Annotated in this window: 16 protein-coding genes and 1 pseudogene; 11 read left to right on the top strand and 6 right to left on the bottom strand. The window is 50.9% G+C overall.

Annotation, left to right across the window (positions count from 1 at the left end):
- From AQR02_RS35045 to AQR02_RS29720, 3 genes are all read right to left on the bottom strand, one after another.
- Window positions 1–506: UbiD family decarboxylase domain-containing protein (locus tag AQR02_RS35045; RefSeq protein ID WP_245237801.1), on the bottom strand; the 506-nt coding region annotated here is incomplete at its 3' end.
- Entirely contained in the window at window positions 507–1,061 is a 555-nt protein-coding gene (locus tag AQR02_RS29725) for a UbiX family flavin prenyltransferase (RefSeq protein ID WP_054943919.1), read from the bottom strand. It lies immediately after the preceding gene.
- Window positions 1,062–1,313: 252 nt separating this feature from the next.
- Complete coding sequence (locus tag AQR02_RS29720; RefSeq protein ID WP_054943918.1) at window positions 1,314–1,679, bottom strand: Na-translocating system protein MpsC family protein; 366 nt, start codon at window positions 1,677–1,679, stop codon at window positions 1,314–1,316.
- A 327-nt stretch (window positions 1,680–2,006) separates the two neighbouring features.
- On the opposite strand from AQR02_RS29720, the gene AQR02_RS29715 reads away from it, so the two are divergent.
- The 10 genes and pseudogenes from AQR02_RS29715 to AQR02_RS29670 all read left to right on the top strand — a co-directional run bounded on the left by AQR02_RS29715 (window position 2,007) and on the right by AQR02_RS29670 (window position 14,342).
- On the top strand, window positions 2,007–3,548 hold the full coding sequence (locus AQR02_RS29715) for a response regulator (RefSeq protein WP_054943917.1): 1,542 nt from the start codon (window positions 2,007–2,009) through the stop codon (window positions 3,546–3,548).
- A gap of 120 nt (window positions 3,549–3,668) precedes the next feature.
- Window positions 3,669–5,390, top strand: coding sequence for a sensor histidine kinase (locus AQR02_RS29710; RefSeq protein WP_245237800.1), 1,722 nt, complete (start codon window positions 3,669–3,671; stop codon window positions 5,388–5,390).
- Window positions 5,387–6,916 carry a response regulator gene (locus AQR02_RS29705; RefSeq protein WP_054943915.1) on the top strand — a complete coding sequence of 510 codons (1,530 nt, stop codon included), beginning with the start codon at window positions 5,387–5,389 and terminating at the stop codon, window positions 6,914–6,916. Before AQR02_RS29710 ends, AQR02_RS29705 begins: the two co-directional genes overlap by 4 nt.
- Before the next feature lie 113 nt (window positions 6,917–7,029).
- Complete coding sequence (locus AQR02_RS29700; RefSeq protein WP_054943914.1) at window positions 7,030–8,727, top strand: type 2 periplasmic-binding domain-containing protein; 1,698 nt, start codon at window positions 7,030–7,032, stop codon at window positions 8,725–8,727.
- Between the two features lie 91 nt (window positions 8,728–8,818).
- Window positions 8,819–9,790, top strand: a complete 972-nt coding sequence (locus tag AQR02_RS29695; RefSeq protein ID WP_054943913.1) for an ABC transporter permease — start codon at window positions 8,819–8,821, stop codon at window positions 9,788–9,790.
- Between the two features lie 45 nt (window positions 9,791–9,835).
- Window positions 9,836–10,750 carry a carbohydrate ABC transporter permease gene (locus AQR02_RS29690; RefSeq protein WP_054943941.1) on the top strand — a complete coding sequence of 305 codons (915 nt, stop codon included), beginning with the start codon at window positions 9,836–9,838 and terminating at the stop codon, window positions 10,748–10,750.
- A 190-nt stretch (window positions 10,751–10,940) separates the two neighbouring features.
- A pseudogene (locus tag AQR02_RS29685) lies at window positions 10,941–11,731 on the top strand (endo-1,4-beta-xylanase).
- 289 nt (window positions 11,732–12,020) lie between these two features.
- On the top strand, window positions 12,021–12,785 hold the full coding sequence (locus AQR02_RS29680) for a methionine ABC transporter ATP-binding protein (RefSeq protein ID WP_082452156.1): 765 nt from the start codon (window positions 12,021–12,023) through the stop codon (window positions 12,783–12,785).
- Entirely contained in the window at window positions 12,775–13,437 is a 663-nt protein-coding gene (locus AQR02_RS29675; protein ID WP_054943911.1) for a methionine ABC transporter permease, read from the top strand. Before AQR02_RS29680 ends, AQR02_RS29675 begins: the two co-directional genes overlap by 11 nt.
- 71 nt (window positions 13,438–13,508) lie before the next feature.
- Window positions 13,509–14,342: a MetQ/NlpA family ABC transporter substrate-binding protein gene (locus tag AQR02_RS29670; RefSeq protein WP_054943910.1), complete on the top strand. Its 834-nt coding sequence runs from the start codon at window positions 13,509–13,511 to the stop codon at window positions 14,340–14,342.
- Window positions 14,343–14,412: 70 nt separating this feature from the next.
- Here the strand turns inward: AQR02_RS29670 and AQR02_RS29665 are convergent, their stop codons facing one another.
- A complete protein-coding gene (locus AQR02_RS29665) occupies window positions 14,413–15,000 on the bottom strand; it encodes a TetR family transcriptional regulator (protein WP_054943909.1) in 588 nt (195 codons plus the stop codon).
- 238 nt (window positions 15,001–15,238) lie between these two features.
- On the opposite strand from AQR02_RS29665, the gene AQR02_RS29660 reads away from it, so the two are divergent.
- A complete protein-coding gene (locus tag AQR02_RS29660) occupies window positions 15,239–16,351 on the top strand; it encodes an NADH:flavin oxidoreductase (RefSeq protein ID WP_054943908.1) in 1,113 nt (370 codons plus the stop codon).
- A 113-nt stretch (window positions 16,352–16,464) separates the two neighbouring features.
- On the opposite strand, the gene AQR02_RS29655 is transcribed toward AQR02_RS29660, so the two are convergent.
- Both AQR02_RS29655 and AQR02_RS29650 read right to left on the bottom strand, forming a co-directional pair.
- Window positions 16,465–17,349 (bottom strand): metallophosphoesterase family protein, encoded by an 885-nt coding sequence (locus AQR02_RS29655; RefSeq protein ID WP_054943907.1) that lies wholly within the window; start codon window positions 17,347–17,349, stop codon window positions 16,465–16,467.
- A 30-nt stretch (window positions 17,350–17,379) separates the two neighbouring features.
- A complete protein-coding gene (locus tag AQR02_RS29650; RefSeq protein ID WP_245237803.1) occupies window positions 17,380–17,712 on the bottom strand; it encodes an HAD-IA family hydrolase in 333 nt (110 codons plus the stop codon).
- Window positions 17,713–17,804: the final 92 nt, after the last annotated feature.

Here is a 17,804-nt window from a genome sequence, read left to right as displayed (position 1 = left end):
AGCTCGGGGGAGGAGATCAGAATACCGGTCCGGTTCCCTTCCAGCAGCTGCATGCGCCGGATGGAGGTATAGCGCTTATGCCCGTCCTCGCCTTTGACGACCATTACCCCGGAGACATAGTAAGGCCCGCTGTCCTCCGCGTGGTAGGTGCATACCGGAAACAGCTCCTTCAGGCTGACCGGGCGGGTGATAACCTTCTCGTGCACCGGCGCGTGCTCCACCAGCCGGGTTGGCGTAGGCGAGACGATGGCGGCGACCAGCCTTGGCAGCAGCTCGGCTGGATTCAGGTCCAAGCTGTCTGCGATCAGTTCCTTGGAGCCGCCTAGACCCACGGTCATCGGGTCGGAATATCCCTTCACCTTCTCGAAAATTAGCGGCTTCCTGCCCTTCACAGCCTTCACAACAGCCCCAAGTTCGAAGCGTGGGTCAACCTCTCTGCGGATATGCAGCAGCTCGCCGCTTCGCTCCCAGCGGTCCAGCAATTGTCTGATATTGACTGCGGCCATTTAGTCCTCACCCCATCTCTTCATCAGCTGATGTTCAATACCGAATGCATCAAGAACCCGGGCATTCATGAAATTCACCAGCTCCCAGATTTCGGTCGGATGGTTATAGAAGCCGGGCGAGGCAGGCATTATGTCGGCACCTGCCCGGGCGAGCCGGAGCATATTCTCCAGATGAATCAGATGCAGCGGTGTTTCGCGGGGCACAATGACCAGCCGCCGCCGCTCCTTCAGCACCACGCTGGCTGCTCGGTTGAGGAGGGTATCGCCCATGCCGTTTGCAATAGCTCCAAGTGTATTCATTGAGCAGGGGACAATCACCATTCCGTCCGTTTTGAAGGATCCGCTGGCAACGGGAGCGAACAGATCCGAGTTCAACAAGACAGTCCCGTATTGCGCAAGCTCCTGCATATCGATGCCGCATTCATATTTCATCACGTTCTCACCGGCCACGGTGGCAATGATATAGGTTTCAATGCCGAGCTGGTGCAGGCTGCGGATCAGGGAGTACCCGTAAATCGAGCCGCTGGCTCCTGTAATGGCTACTACAATTCTCATGCGCTGGATCTCCTTTGACCAAGGGCTGCGTTGCTGTGAAGCCTTGGCAGTCAGATGTATATAACAAAAAGAAGCCGCTGAAATAGAGAGGTCTCTACTCAACGGCTTCCTGCAATCTGTAAACAGATATAGGGCAAACCTTAAGGGAAATGCGGCTCATCAGGATGAATCGAGATGAAGCCTGGTATTTGAATTATCAGAATAACCTAGAATGAACACCGGCTGCGGTAAATCCGCGGGATAAATCCCGCATCATTGATCTGGACCGGAATCACATATAATGACGGTGCAGGCCCAAGCCGTCTGGGGATCGTAATCCCTGAGTACGCCAACGGCTGGCAGCCCCAGCTCTTCGGCAAGCTTCTTCTGGATTCTCCGTTTGAATTCCTGATGCAGCGCGGCGTCTACAGACTGCTTCAGCTCGGGATAATGGTCCTCCAGGGCGCGAAGGGCAGCGACACGCTGATGCTTCACCAGGAACATAATCATTGTCTCGTTCACAGCCTCAATCTTTAGCTGGGTCACTCCGACTCCGTACAGCTCCTTATGAACCTCATTGTAGCAGCGGGATAATTTCTTCTTGTGTTCATTGGATGAGAGAAGAAGAGCGACTGTCAAGAAATTCACTTCCCTGTAACAAAGTTAATGGTGTAACGAAATATAACATAAAAGGTGGGGTGTATTCGAAAAGAGTACTTTTTAACGTAACTTATACATCATTATAGAGAAAAAATCTGCAAAGTAAATGACTTATGTTACATTATATGACTTTGATCCGGACGTGATTTAATTATTTTTACAGGGGGTGCAGTTATTCAGAGAGCTGACCGGTTTCTTCTTTTTATCACACTTCTTCTTCCATGTTTTCACAAATCTATGTTAGCATGGTCTATAGTTATTTTGCAGACATTTCTTTGCAAATTTGAACATGGAGGCGCATGGCACATGTTGAAAGTCCTGATTGTTGATGATGAGCCTTGGGTACTTGAAGGGCTGCGGACGATGGTGGACTGGGAAAGATTTGGATTTGAAGTGTGCGGGGAAGCTCTTAACGGCCCGGATGCACTGCGGATGGCCGAGAGGCTTAAGCCGGATCTTGTTCTAACGGATATTCATATTCCGGTCTTTAACGGTCTTGAGCTAATCACCAGGCTGAATCAATCGATGGTAAAGCCGCCCCGGTTTGTAATATTAAGCGGTTATGACGATTTCCAATATGCAAGAACTGCCCTGCGCCAGCGGGTAGATCAATATTTGCTGAAGCCGATCGATGATGAGGAGATCGAAGCCCTGCTAAGCAGGCTCAGTTTAATGATTCATAATGAAATCGCTTCCAATCTGGAGCGTCAGAAAAAGCAGGCCATGATTGTCGGCAATCTGATCAACCGCCTGATTCAGGGGGAGGATGATGAGGATATCCAGCTGATGGCGGCCAATTTGATGAAAATACCCGCAGATGCGGAATTGCTGGGCATTCTTATCGATCCGCCCTCTGCCGCAGCGCTTCTTCAACAGCATTTGAAGGATTACTTCCCTTGTGAATTAGCAGGCTGCTTCCAGGACAGCGCGGACCGGTTCGGCCTGATTCTGCAATCCGCCTCCCTTTCCCGGGACAGCCTGACTGCCGGAGTCAACCGCCTTCAGCAGGATTTGGCAGAGCGCCTGCAGGAGCCGGTAGCCGTTATGGTCAGCGAAAGAATGTCTGGCGCCCTTTCCCTAAAGGATATTTATCTGCAGACGCTGGAAATGTGGAAGCTGAAGTACCGCAGAGAAAAGGGCGGTGTTTTTTTTAATAGCGACTTCAGGAACTCCTCTAAAGAGGTGAGTATCGACCAGGAAACCTTCACAGAGCTGCTGGAAAAAGTAAAGGCAGGTGATATTCAGGCGATTGAGCCATGTGTGAGGGATATCTTCATGTTCTATACGCAGCATTTATCTTCGGTGGAAGCTGTGCAGGCAGGCATCGCCCATCTGGAAATGACCTTATGCCGGCTGGTCGCTGAACGTAATGGCGAAACCGCCGGAATGATGAACCAGCATCACGAGGAGTTCGGAAACCTGGGCGAGCTTGGCGATTATTTCAGGCTGGGCAGTTATGTAAGCGGGCTGTGCAGACGGGCGGCTGTCTATCTGGCTGAGCTGCAGGAGGCTAACGAAGGGAACACGATCTATAATGTGATCCAGTACGTAGACCTAGAATTCCGCAATAAATTACAGCTTCAGGAGCTGGCCCGGCAATTTCATATGAATTCCGCCTACTTGGGGCAGGTATTCCGCAAAGAGACTGGCCGCAGCTTCTGTGAATATTTGAACGATAAGCGGATTGAAGCCGCTAAAGGCCTGCTGAAGCGGACGGAGCTGAAAATTTCTGATGTTGCAGCACAGGTCGGATTCAGCAATACGGATTATTTTATCGATAAGTTCAAGGGGATCGTGGGCGTCCTGCCTTCGGTATACAAAAACTCGAATAACTGTAAGCAGCGCTAAGAAGGACAGGTGCACAGGCCATGACAAAAAAAAAGATTCCGTTTCACCAATATTGTCAACGATATTCCGCTGAATTCTAAATTTATCCTGATCTATATCGTTGGTGTGCTTCTGCCTATTATGGTTATCAACCTCGTGTTTCTGGGCCGGATTACTGATCTTATCAAATCAAGGGAGCAGCAGAATCTGGAGATCTCCCTGGAGCGGGCGAGAAAGGATATTCATGATTTTATTGAGGGCGGGGTTGCCGTCAACTACACATTATCTACGGATAAGAACCTGTATGAAATGCTGGACCGGAACTATAAGGACTCTATTGATTTTTATGGTGCTTTTGATGAACAGCTGCGGGACCGGTTGAACAGCTTCATGCCGGTAAACAACCAGATTGAGCGGATCAACGTGTTTACAAATAACCGCTCCATTGTTTCCGGGGGCAACTACCATATCATGGACCAGAAGGTATTGACAAGTAAATGGTATCAGCAGGCGGAATCCTCCAGCAACCGGATTGTTGTTACCGCTTACAGGACAAGTGAGAACGACAATACCCCGTCTTCGACCCCTACACTTAGCGTTATCGGATGGCTGGATAATTACAGATCCTTTACCAAATATGGAAAGCTGCTGAAGATCGATCTGGATCTTAGCGAGGTTTATAACGTCATTATCAGAGAAAAGGATTACCTCAGCCTCTATCTGGTCAATGAGCAGAATCAGATTGTCATGTCTGAAGACAGCGGTTACCAGCTGGTGACAGATGAGCCGTATCCTCTGTTTAAACAGCAGGAAAACAATCAGCAGGAGCTTCATGTACTGCCGCTAGGTTCGGCCAACTATCTCAGAGGCTGGCGTATTATCGGAATTACGCAGGGGGAACGGATCACGCAGGCAATTCTGGATATCCGGCTGTATGCAGCTGTGCTGGCGACCACGGTCACGCTGCTGACCTCTGCTTTTATTTATGTGATGCTGAGATCCTACAATTACCGGGTGAAGCGGCTCTCCAGACATATGCAGAAGGTAACCAACGAGAAGTTTGAGCTGATCCGGATTGACGAGGGACGCGATGAAATCGGCGGCCTGATTCATAATTTCAACCGGATGACCTCGCGGATCAATTCGTTGATTAATGATGTGTATAAGCTGGAAATTCAGAGTAAAAACCTTGAGATGGAACGGGTCAGGGCGGAGCTGAACTTTCTGCAAAGCCAGATGAATCCTCATTTCCTGTTCAATACGCTGAACGCGATCCTTGTGGTCTGCACCAAAAATAAATATGACGATGTGACGGATATTATCAAAAGCCTCTCCAAGCTGCTGCGCAGGCTGCTCCGGTGGAAGGAGGACCTGGTGTCACTGCAGGAGGAAATGCAGTTTATCGAGATGTATCTGAAGATTGAGAAATTCAGGTTCCGTGATAAATTCGACTATCAGTTTGAGATCGAGGAGCAGGCACTGGAGTACAAAATTCCGAAGCTCAGCATGCAGCCGCTCGTGGAAAATTCCTGTAAGCATGGCCTGCAGACGATAGAAGGGCTGGGCATCATCAAGGTAAGGGCAGCGGCCCTGGAGGACCGCCTGCAAATTACGGTTTCGGACAACGGAAAAGGAATCGGGGCTGCGCAGCTCAAGGATTTGCTGCATAATATCCGCACCGAGGATTCGTCCGGTTTGAATATCGGGATGCGCAATGTGTACCGCAGATTGGAGCTGTATTATGCCGATCAGGTGACTTTTGAAATTATCAGCGTGCCGGGTGAGGGAACTGCAGTATCGTTCGGCATCCCGCTGAAGCTGCTGGAGAAGACTCATCCCATGGGAGGTGGGGGAGTGCTATGACTTATAAAGTGCTGTTAATTGATGATGAGCCGAGTGCTCTCGAAGGGTTGCTGCTGTGGATTGACTGGCGGGAGCTTGGCTTCGAGATATGCGGGACCTGCAGTAACGGCCAGGAGGGCTTACGGTTAATCCATGAGCTGGACCCGGATCTGGTCATCACGGATGTAAATATGCCGCTATTGAACGGTCTGGAGATGATTGGCGCCTGGCAGCAGGCGGGGGGCAGGGAGACCAAGTTCGTAATCCTAAGCGGGTACAGTGAATTCGAATATGCCCAGACGGCTATCAGATACGGTATTAACCATTATTTGCTGAAACCGGTGTTTCCGGAAGAAGCAACAGAGGAACTGCGGGAGATCTACCGGGAACTGGAGCAGGAGGAGCGCGGCAGGAGGTTTAAACAGATGGCAGCCTCGGAGGAAACAGCGGCGGCAATCAAAGGGCTGTTATATGAGCAGCCGGCCGATCCGCTGTTTCTCGCTGCAATGCCCGCGGATCTTTGCTGCTGGAATGTCTGCCTGGTCCAGACCGCACCGCAGCAGTATGCCGAGGTCAGGGGCAAAGCAGCCGCCTTAATCGCAGGAGCAGCCGCTATGTATCTGGTTGATCTGGAGGCAGGATGCTGCGCGATTGTATCCGGAAGTTCTACGGGTGGCCAAGAAAATGATGCAATCACCGGGATGGCAGCCTCGCTGCGGCAGGAGTGTCCCGGCCAGCCCGTGTTTATTGCAGCCGGAACCAGTGTACCTGCATTGACCGGCATCATGGAGAGCTACCGGACGGCTAAGGAAGCACTGCAGCACTTTTTTTACCGGCCCGCCTCTGCCGGAGTACTGATGTACCACGAAATCAAGGATACACCGTTCAGCAGGCAATACGATCATATCCGGATGGCAGATGAACTAATCGGATTCATAAACACGCTGGATCTGTCAGGCTTCCGCAGTGCGGTGGACTCGGCGGCTCACAGCTTTCAGGAGAAGCTTGTGGCTCCAGAGGCAGTGAAGAAGTTTGTTATCCATCTCATATACCGGATCAGGGAAATGACCCATGTGACAGAGAGCGGCAAGAGGCAGGAGCTGCCAGACGAGTTCCAGCTACCGGAGATCTACCATTACAGGCTTACGTTGACCGGACTGATGGGCTATCTGCTGACCTCAGGAGAGACTGGAATCGAGCTCCTTCTACAGGAGCGGAGCAGGAAGTCGCCTGATATCGTGCGGGATATCAACCAATACATTCAGGAGCATTACCGTGAAAGTCTGACGATCCAGAAGCTGGCCGAAATCTTTTATCTGCACCCTGTATATCTCGGCCAGCTTCTGATCAAGAAGAACGGTATGGGCTTCAATGAGCTGCTCCATAATCTGCGGATTGAGGAAGCCGAGAAACTGCTCCATGAGCATAAACTTAAGCTGTCGGAGGTTGCCGAGCATGTGGGGTATGCCAATTACGGCCAGTTTTTGAAGCAGTTTGAGAAAAAAATGAAGATGTCTCCGAACGAATATCGCAATACAAAGACCTAAAATATTTGGGGTTATACCTTTAATTCGGTTATATTTTACAAAAGAAATCACCTCTATAATTCATAAATGTAAGTGCTTACAAAAAAGCGTGATCAATAATATGGAGGTGCTTTATGGGGGGCAAGTCGAAAAAAACGTTTAAGTTTTCCCTGATTATGCTATTATCCCTGAGCTTTACACTCGCCGGCTGCGGCGGGAACAAAAGCAGCAATAATAATGCTACAGCGAAAGAAACCAGTGCGGCACAAACTGCGGGAGCAGCAACCACAAGTGATAAGGTTGAACCGTTCAAGGTAAGCGTCTTCATCGGCGCAGCCGGACAGCAGCCGACACCGGACAACAAGATTTACAAGAAAATCAAAGAAGAAACAGGTGCCAGCTTCGATATGGAATTTCTGGCAGGCGACATTAACCAGAAGCTGGGGGTTATGATTGCGGGCCAGGATTACCCGGATTTGATGACCGGTAATACAAAGCTTACAGCTGCGGGGGCTTATATTCCGCTTGAAGACCTGATTGAGCAATACGCTCCAAACTTGAAAGCGCATTACGCGGATTACTGGAACATGATGAAGGACCCGAATGACGGGCATATTTATATCCTGCCGAATTACGGCGTATACAACGGTAAGGTTAACAGTTCATGGTATTCTGGACCAGCCTTCTGGATTCAAAAAGCCGTCCTTAAGGAATTCGGATATCCAAAGGTGAAGACGCTGGATGAATATTTTGATCTGATTGAGAAATATAAAGCGAAATATCCGCAAATCGACGGAAGCCCGACGATCGGATTCGAAATTCTGAACTATGACTGGAAAAACTGGGGTCTGTTCAATGCACCGCAGCATCTGATCGGTCATCCAAACGATGGCGGTGTAGTTGTAAAGGACGGTGTAGCGGAGATTTTTGCCGACAAAGATTATGCCAAGCAATATTACCAGAAGCTGAATGAAATCAACCAGAAAGGTCTGATCGATAAAGAGACCTTTGTACAGAACTATGACCAGTATATGGCGAAGCTGTCCAGCGGTACCGTTCTGGGGATGTTCGACCAGCACTGGAACTTCAATGCTGCCGAGGACTCCCTGACTACCCAAGGCAAAATTGAACGCACATACGTAGGCCTTCCGCTGGTATATGACGAGTCGACCAAAGACTACTACCGCGATCTCGCAGTTCTGAACCTTAACAACGGCTTCGGTATCAGTATCAATGCCAAAGATCCGGTGAAGATTATCAAGCTGCTTGACACCCTGATCCAGGAAGACTGGCAGAAAACGTTCTCCTGGGGCATAGAAGGCGAAGATTATATTGTAGAGAATGGCAGATTCATGAGAACCCAGGAGCAGCGCGACAATGCAGCTGATGCCACCTGGCAGCTGGCTAACAAGGCCAAAGCGATATTTGATTACCTGCCAAAAACGGAAGGAAGCTTCAGCGACGGCAACTCAACGGATGCCGCTGCACAGCCTGAAGAGTACAAAGCAGGTCTGAAGCCTTTCGACAAGGAAGTGCTTGATGCCTATGGCTTTAACTCTTACGTGGACTTCTTCAGCGAACCGCCTGCCAATCCGGTCTATTATCCTGCATGGTCCATTGACCTGATAGAAGGCTCAGATGCCAAAATTGCAAATACGAAACTGAATGAACTTCAGACCAAGTTCCTGCCTAAAGCGATCCTTGCCGATCCGAAGGAATTCGACTCCGTATGGACCGATTATGTCGGACAGATCAAAAAGGCCAACGTGAAGGCATATGAAGACAAGATTAATGAACAGATCAAGTGGAGAATTGATAACTGGAGCAAATAAACGGAGCATCTGCTTCGGAATCTGAGGGTGGAGGGCCGGTTCCGGCCTTCCACTTCCTAAATTAAAATGATGGAGTGGGGAGACAACTACTATGGATGAGACTCTAGAAATAGAAACCGTCGTCCGGCATCCCAAGAAAAAAAAGAAGAAGCAGCCGATCACCTGGTCCCTGTTGAAAAGCCAGAATCAGCTTATTTGGATGTCTGTACCGTTAATGCTGTATATTATTCTCTTTGCCTATGTCCCTGTCTGGGGCTGGACCATGGCTTTTCAGAATTATAAGCCGGCCAAGTCCTTTGGCGAACAGGAATGGGTAGGACTTAAGCAATTCAAGTTTCTGTTTACCGATGATAATTTCATTCGCGTACTGCGCAATACGCTGGCGATGGGGCTCATTAATCTGATTCTCGGTTTTGTTACCGCCATCGTGCTGGCGCTGCTGCTGAATGAGATCAAGAAAATACTCTGGAAAAGAACGGTGCAGACGATCTCCTATCTGCCTCACTTCTTGTCCTGGATTATCGTTACCGGCATAGTGGCTACCTCGCTGTCGATCAATGACGGGATTGTCAATATCGTCCTGATGAAGCTGCATCTGATTAAAGAGCCGATTCTCTGGCTCAGTGAAGGCAAATACTTCTGGGGAATTGTCGGCGCTTCGCATGTATGGAAGGAAGTCGGCTGGAATACGATTATTTATCTGGCAGCCATTGCCTCTATAGACCCTGCACTTTATGAAGCCGCAGAAATCGACGGTGCGAGCCGCTACAAAAAAATGAGATTTGTAACCCTTCCAGGGATCAAAGCTACAATCGTCATTCTGATGATTATGTCCATCGGACATGTGCTGGAGGCGGGCTTTGAAGTACAGTACCTGCTCGGCAACGGGCTGGTTATAGACTGGGCAGAAACGATTGATATTTTCGTGCTTAAATACGGGCTTGCTCAAGGTAACTATTCACTAGCTACCGCCGGCGGGATTTTCAAAACCGTGGTCAGCGTAACTTTGCTGCTTATGGCTAACGGAATTTCCAAGCGGCTTGGGGAAGAGAGGTTGTTATAGATGGATAACCGACAAATCAGCCCTCAGCAAAAAGCAGGTTTTACGATGAAAAAAAGCTTAGGCACGGGCAAACTGGAACCGATTCTTTTCAATTCCTTCAACACGGTTTTTATGATCTGCCTGGTGCTTGTGACCTTATATCCATTCCTCAATACGATTGCCGTTTCGTTTAACGCGGGGAATGATACGATCCGCGGCGGCATCTACTTATGGCCGAGAGCCTGGACCTTGCAAAATTACAAGGCGATCTTTGCCTCCGGCACCATTTACGACGCTTTTCTGATTTCCGTGGCCCGGACCGTGCTGTCTACGATCCTCAATATTTTTCTGACTACGATGCTCGCGTATACCTTAAGCCGGAGGGAATACGTATTCCGTCAGCCGATCACTGTTATTTTTGTGCTGACGATGTATTTCAGCGCCGGTTTGATTCCCGGTTACTTCCTGATCAAAGACCTGAACCTGATCAACAGCTTCTGGGTATACATTTTTCCGTCCATGATCAGTGCATTCAATATGATTGTTATCCGCACCTACATCGGCACGATACCGGAGAGTCTGCTGGAGTCAGCGAAAATCGACGGCGCCGGCGACTTCAGAATTTTTATGAAGGTTGTGTTCCCGTTATGCAAACCGGTACTCGCAACAATTGCCCTGTTTGTAGCTGTAGGCGCATGGAATTCCTGGTTTGACGCTTTTATCTATACTTCATCCAGGCAAAGCCTGAGTACGCTGCAGTATGAGCTGATGAAGCTGCTGTCCTCGACGATGAACTCCAACAGCAATCCAAACGTTGCCGCCGGGGTAGGGATGGACCAGAATTCAGCCCGCGCGCTGGTGACCCCGCTGTCGATCCGGGCAGCTATTACCGTGGTAGCTTCGGTTCCGATCCTGCTCGTGTATCCGTTCATGCAGAAGTATTTTGTGGTGGGACTGAATGTGGGCAGTGTTAAGGAATAGCATAACCTTAATTACGGCTGCGAAAAGGTTGTCTGCTTGATTATGATCAAATCTTCAATGTATTACTCGAACCCGGTTCTTCCGGGTTTTTATCCTGCTCCCAGCATTACCCTGGCGTGGGCAGATTATTATCTGGTCTGCAGCTCTTTTTAGGGAGCCAGTGCTCACAAAACTAGTACGAGGGTCATTCATGAGGGGCATTAACAGCTTTACCGAGCCTGCGCTGAAGGCTGTGTTCGCTGACGATTTCAAGATAGGCGCAGCGGTGAATCCGCAGACGATCCAGTCGCAGGAGCAACTGCTCGCCTATCATTTCAACAGCATAACTGCAGAGAATGAGATGAAGTTTGAGAGTCTGCATCCGCTGGAGGGAATATATAACTTCGGCAAAGCAGACGAGCTGGCTGCTTTTGCCCGGAAGCATGGGCTGGCCATGCGCGGCCACACGCTGGTATGGCATAACCAGACAAGTGATTGGCTGTTTGCCGATGAAGCCGGCGGTCCTGTGAGCAAGGAGCTGCTGCTGGCCCGCTCAAACGCGATAAGATCTATACTCTGCTGAAATCGCTGCTGGTACAAGGTGTACCGGTGCATGGCATCGGCCTGCAGGCACACTGGAATTTATATGATCCGGCACTTGATGATATCCGCGCAGCGATTGAGAAATACGCGTCGCTCGGGCTGCAGCTGCAGCTGACGGAGCTGGACATGTCACTCTTCCGCTTCGAGGACAAGCGGACGGATCTGAAGAGTCCGCCGTCTGAGCTGCTTGAACTTCAGGCGGAGCGTTATGATGTCATATTCCGGCTGCTTAAAGAATACCGGGAAGTGATATCCTCGGTTACTTTCTGGGGAGCGGCGGATGATTACACGTGGCTGGATGATTTCCCCGTCCGGGGGCGGAAGAATTGGCCGTTTCTGTTCGATGCGCAGCATCATCCGAAGCCTGCGTTCAACCGGATTGCAGTACAGAACTCTTAAGTTTTTGCCTTATAAGATTAAAGAATTATAGAAGCCCCGGCAGCCTGTACATGGCTGCCGGGGCTTCTTTGCTGAAATACAGGATAATAATAACAGCAGACGCGCATGCTTAGAGATAGACGAATCCTTCCATATCGCTGATATATCATTTTCAAAAAAATGATGACACAGCGCAGGAAATACCTTATTATTTAAAGAGATTTTTAATGAAACAGTTTTTAAATAATTGTAATACACTCCACGGGGTCAACAGGCTTTAATCAAGGCAGTCCGGAGAGGGGGGATTACTATCCTAACGCTGAGTGGAGTAAGCAAGAGCTTCGAACTGAAAAATGGCGCCTATCCGGCGGTCCGCCAGGTTTCACTTGAGGTTAAGGCCGCTTCGATTCACGGCATCATCGGTGCAAGCGGGGCCGGCAAGTCCACGCTGCTTCGCCTGATTAATCTGCTTGAGCGTCCTGATAAGGGCATTGTAACCATAGGCGGCAAGGAGCTGACAGCATTGCCGGAGAAACAGCTGCGCCGGGAGCGGCAGAAGATCGGCATGATCTTCCAGCATTTCAATCTTGTCGGCAATGCCACGGTCAGCCGTAATGTTGCGATTCCGCTGGAGCTGGCCGGGGTAAAGCGGGAAGAGCGGCTGAAGCGGGTAGCCGAGGTTCTGGATTACGTCGGCCTGGCCGATAAAGCGCAGCAGTATCCTGCACAGCTCAGCGGCGGACAGCGGCAGCGGGTAGCGATTGCCCGCGCGCTGGCGAACAGCCCGCAGCTGCTGCTGTGCGATGAGCCGACCTCAGCGCTCGATCCGGGAACTACGGCGGATATCCTTGGTGTGCTGAAGGATATCAATGCTGCGCTTGGTGTAACCATTGTCATCGTGACTCATGAGCTGGATGTGGTCCGCAGCATCTGCAGCGAGGTTTCTGTGATGAAGGACGGAGAGATTGTAGATTCTTTCTCACGCGAGGAGCATGAATTTCTTCCTCCGGCGGGTCACTCCGGTTCATACCGCCAGCAGATTACCGGCAAGGCAGGTGATGACCATGTGGGATAGTATGCTGAAATACCAGGAGCAGATGTGGCAGTCCATCGGGGAAACCTTCGTGATGGTCGGCATTTCTGTGGGTGCGGCGGTGCTGCTGGGGCTGCCGCTGGGGACGCTCTTGTATTTTTGCCGCAAGGGCCAGCTGTATGAGAACCGGAGTCTGTCGCTAACGCTGAACAGCATCGTCAATATCATCCGTTCGTTCCCGTTCCTGCTGCTTGTCGTGGCGCTGATTCCGGTGACCCGCATCCTTGTAGGGACTGCGATCGGTACGGTAGCAGCTACTGTGCCGCTGTCTGTTGTCGCCGTGGCCTATTACTCGCGGCTTGTGGAACAGTCATTGCTGGAGGTGCCCAAAGGCACGATTGAGGCGGCCCTCTCCATGGGGGCATCGAAGTTTGAGCTGATTTTCAAGTTCCTGTATAAAGAAGCCCGTTCAGGGCTGGTGCTTGGACTTACGGCCTCAACGATCAGCTTCATTTCCTTTTCTACAGTTATGGGGGTTGTCGGCGGGGGCGGGGTTGGCGATTTCGCTATCCGTTACGGGTACCAGCGGTTTGAGACGGAAGTGATGGCCTATGCCATCGTTGTCATGATCGTGCTGGTGCAGATCATCCAGTTCACCGGAAGCACGGCAGCAAGACTGCTGGATAAACGCTGACGGAACATTAAGTTTTGTATGACCGCAATAACAGAGAATATATACAATACACGGGGGGTTATCTTCAAATTATGAAAAAGTCAATGATAGCTATGCTTATGCTGCTCGTACTGATTGTCGCTGGTTGTGGAAACAACAGCAATAAGGAGAATGCCGAGGCGCCGGCAGCCACAGCAACAGAACCTGTAAAGATCAAAGTAGCGACTTTGATCCCTCCGATGACAGAGATTCTTGATATTGTAAAGCCGCTGCTTCTGGAGGACGGAGTCGATATGGAGATCGTTGTGCTGTCTGACAATGTGCAGCCGAATGAAGCGCTGGCGAACAAGGAAGTCGATGCGAACTTTTTCCAGCACCTTCCCTATATGGAGCAGTTCAATGCAAGCAAAGGCTCCAAGCTCGTAGGGGTCCAGCCGGTCTATGACGCCATCTATGGCGGTTATTCCAAAAAGTACAAGACGGTCGAAGAGCTGCCGGAAGGCGCGAAGCTGGTCATGGCCAATGACCCGTCGAATATCGGACGTTCACTGCAAATGTTCGCAAATGCCGGACTGATCAAGCTGAAGGATGGCGTAGGCATCCAAGCAACACAGGCCGATATCACAGAAAACCCTAAAAACTTCAAGTTCGAGGAAGTCGATCTGCTGATGCTGGCCCGGATGATGGATGACGGCGATCTGGTGGCGATGACTCCTGCTTATGCCAGCCCGCTCGGCCTGACACCGAAGAAGGATGCGCTGATTACAGAAGGCGAAGATTCTGAGTTCACCATCACCCTGGTAGCCCGTGAAGACAATCAGGATTCCGATGCCATCCAGAAGCTGGCGAAACGCATCAGCGGCCCGGAAGTGAAGAAATTCCTGGAAGAGAATTATGCGGAGATTGCACTGCCTGCTTTTGAATAACAGATCATATATAAAGAGGCTTTCCCAGTGGGAGAGCCTCTTTTTGATTGTGAATCCCCTCCTGAGATGATCAGGTGTGCAAGGGGGATATCCCATCCATGATTAACGGGCTAATCCGCTTAGACAGTTCCTCCGGAGCCTCGGTCCGGCCATCCCGGTTCCAGCGGTAGGTTATGCCGTAGATGGACCAGCTTAACATCGTTGCAGCAGATTTCAGCGTTTTCGATTGTGCCGTCATGCCGGCTGTTCCGGTTAGTAATTGAAGGATGAGGCTCTCCAGCTGGAGCTTAATATTCTCCTCAATCATTAGAGCCACGGAATCATATTTCTTGATGCAATGCTGGCTGGATTCATGATAAGCACACAGTGCCGCAATGAGGTTCCGGATTGTCTCCTCTGTCAGCTGTGCTTCTGTATCTAGTCTATGGACGACAAGTGTCGTAAAAGCATCGGACAGCATGGCTTCAAGCAGTGCGTATTTATCCTGAAAATGGGCATAAAACGTAGCCCGGTTAATGGTAGCATGGCTGGTAATATCACTGATCGTAATGGTGTTGAAGTCCTTGATATTGAGCTGCCGGATGAAGGCGTCCAGAATGAGTTGCCGGGTCCGGATCGCGCGGGGATCGCTCGGGTTGGGGGAAAGCACATTAGCCATATCTGAACATTCCTTTCTGCAGGCAGGAGATTCTTCTTATTATAAGCATGTGCTCCTTTGATAACAATTGCTTTTAACCCCGACAATTATTTCGAGCTTTCGCTTAAGCAACAATCCGGCGGGATTGTCGGTTGTGGTGGAGTGTCCTGCTTGATAAGCTTGCCTACATATCCCGCCGGTACACGGTGAGGATGATAACACCGGGCAGCTGCCCGCAATTCGACTAGGGGGCGTTAACTTGAGTAATGAAAATCTGCAGCCACAATCACTGGAAGCCTTGTTTGAGCCATACACGGTACAGCAATTAACCATACCCACACGGATTGCCATGTCTCCGATGGCTAGAGCCTTTTCGCCCAGCGGTGTGCCAGGTGAAGATGTAGCCGCCTATTACAGCCGCCGGGCAGTGAACGAAGTCGGGCTTATCCTCACAGAAGGCGTGGTCATCGATCATCCGGCGGCAACAAGCGAGCCCAGACTGCCGAATATCTATGGAGAGGCTGCACTGAACGGCTGGAGCAGGGTGGTGTCACAGGTGCATAAAGCGGGGGGCGTAATTTTCCCGCAGCTGGTGCATATGGGCATGATACGTCCAATGGGGTCCCAGCCATATCCGGAGGTGAAGTCGGTAGGTCCTTCGGGAATTGATCTGGAGGGCAACCCAGTGAGTGAGCCTATGACAGAACAGGAAATTGCTGAGGTTATTCAGGCTTTTGCAGACGCGGCAGTGAACGCGCAGCGGGTAGGCTTCGACGGAATAGAGCTTCATGGTGCCCATGGCTTTCTGATCGATCAATTCTTCTGGGAAAAAACAAATCGGCGCACGGATCGTTACGGCGGCAATTTGCTGCAGCGTACCCGATTTGCGGTAGAGGTTGTACAGGCCGTTCGTGCTGCAGTTGGACCGGATTATCCGATTTCGATGCGGCTCTCCCAATGGAAGATGGGGGATTATGCGGCGCGGCTGGTAGATACGCCGGAACAGCTGGAACAGTTTCTGAAGGTGCTGGTTGAAGCGGGAGTGGACATATTCCATATTTCAACACGCCGCTTCTGGGATCCGGAGTTTGAAGGGTCAGAGCTTAGTTTAGCCGGATGGGTGAAGAAGCTCAGCGGCAAAACCACAATCACGGTTGGTTCCGTAGGAATGGACAGCGATGAGGCAGAAGGCGGTGAACCGGCCGGGCAGGGACTTGCAGAGCTGCTGAAGCGGCTGGGTAATCAGGAGTTCGATCTCATTGCAGTAGGCCGCGCACTCTTGGGTGATCCCGCATGGGCGAAGAAGGTGCGCGAAAACCGGTTTGATGAGATTCAGCCCTTTACACCAGAAGCAGCAGCCGTCTTATTCTAATTGACTCCTCATCTCGATAACAAAGCAGAGCAGCGGTTCCTCCGAAAGGGAGGGAACCGCTGCTCTGCATGTTTTTGATGGCGTATAAATGGCGGCATGTTAGGCTGCGGGTGCTAGCCGTGCGTTTTCAGCAGAGACGGAACCTCGTAACATGCAGCTTCAATCCAGCTTCCGGTAGTGAAGTCCCGTCCCCGTACCAGCACTTTGTCACTATAGACTTCTACATAGTAGCCTTGACTTCCATCTTTGTGTTCATCCGCATTGGTCCAGAGGTAGGCGACGGAAGCGCAGTTGAACATCGTAGCAGTCTCCCCGTTACCGGGATATATAGTGTTGTCTACCTCAAGCTCCCAGTGGGTATGTCCGGTAAACAGCAGGGTCTGCGGATACTTGGCCAGTATTGAGCGCAGCTCCATATCCTGTGTAACTCCGTACCATTCCTGCGATTCCAGTGAGCCGGCTACGGTGTTCTTCAGCGGCTGATGCAGGAAGAGGAAGATGGGTTGAGCCGAGGCTGCCTGACCGTCCGCCGGCTGTTCCCCGAGCTTCCGCTCCAGCCACTGGAGCTGTTCACCAGACAGATTGCAGAACGTTGGCAGGCCTTCTTCGGTTCCGAGGAAAATAAAATGATATCCGCCGATCCAATGATCGTGATAAGGTCCAGGAGCACCAGTACGGGAGGTATACATCGCCAGGCGCGATTCCCAGTGGCCGAGGCCAACATCATGATTGCCCAGGGTGAACCGTATTTCCGGCAGGACAGCCTGATGCCGCTTCAAAAGACGCTGAACCTCCTCATATTCATCCGGGAAGCCATGGTCTGTAATGTCCCCGATATGCATAATCCCGCTGCTTCCCTGAGCATGTAGAGCCAGATCCTGCAGTGCCCGTTCGAAATTCAGATTATATTCATGCGCGGGATCGGCAGTGACGTGGGTGTCCGTGATAATCTGAAAGGTTAACAGCGGCGCTTGTCCGCCCGGGTTGTTGGTATGCATATGCAAACGTAGCCTCCTTAAGATAAGAGATCAGGATAATCCACCGGAAAAGCTGCTGAAGCTCAGTTCCTGATAAGACTGCACAACCGAATCGGCATCAGGCAGAAGATAATAAAGTGCCGCTACGGATTCGGCAGCATTATCCCCGGCATCCCCGGTTGTATCCGCTGCTCCGGTTATCCCTATAGCCACGGCTGCGCCCGCCGCTTTGGCCATCCGCATATCACCGTTCGTATCGCCGATCACAGCGGCTGCAGAGGGATGCACCCCAAGCTGCCCACAGGCCAGCAAGGCCATATCGGGAAACGGCTTGCCCCGTTCTGCCTGATCTGTGCCGATCACGGAGGAGAAGTAGCTGCGGATGCCGAGCCAGGTGAGATGCTTCTCTGCCGCCGCGGTTTCGTCAGCAGTTACCTACGGCCATAGCCAGACCTTGGGCTGCACAGTCATCAAGG

The sequence above is a fragment of the Paenibacillus ihuae genome (assembly GCF_001368795.1).
In the GTDB taxonomy this organism is placed as follows: domain Bacteria; phylum Bacillota; class Bacilli; order Paenibacillales; family Paenibacillaceae; genus Paenibacillus_AQ; species Paenibacillus_AQ ihuae.
Note: the sequence above shows the minus strand (reverse complement) of the source record. Positions and strands in the feature narration are given on the sequence as shown.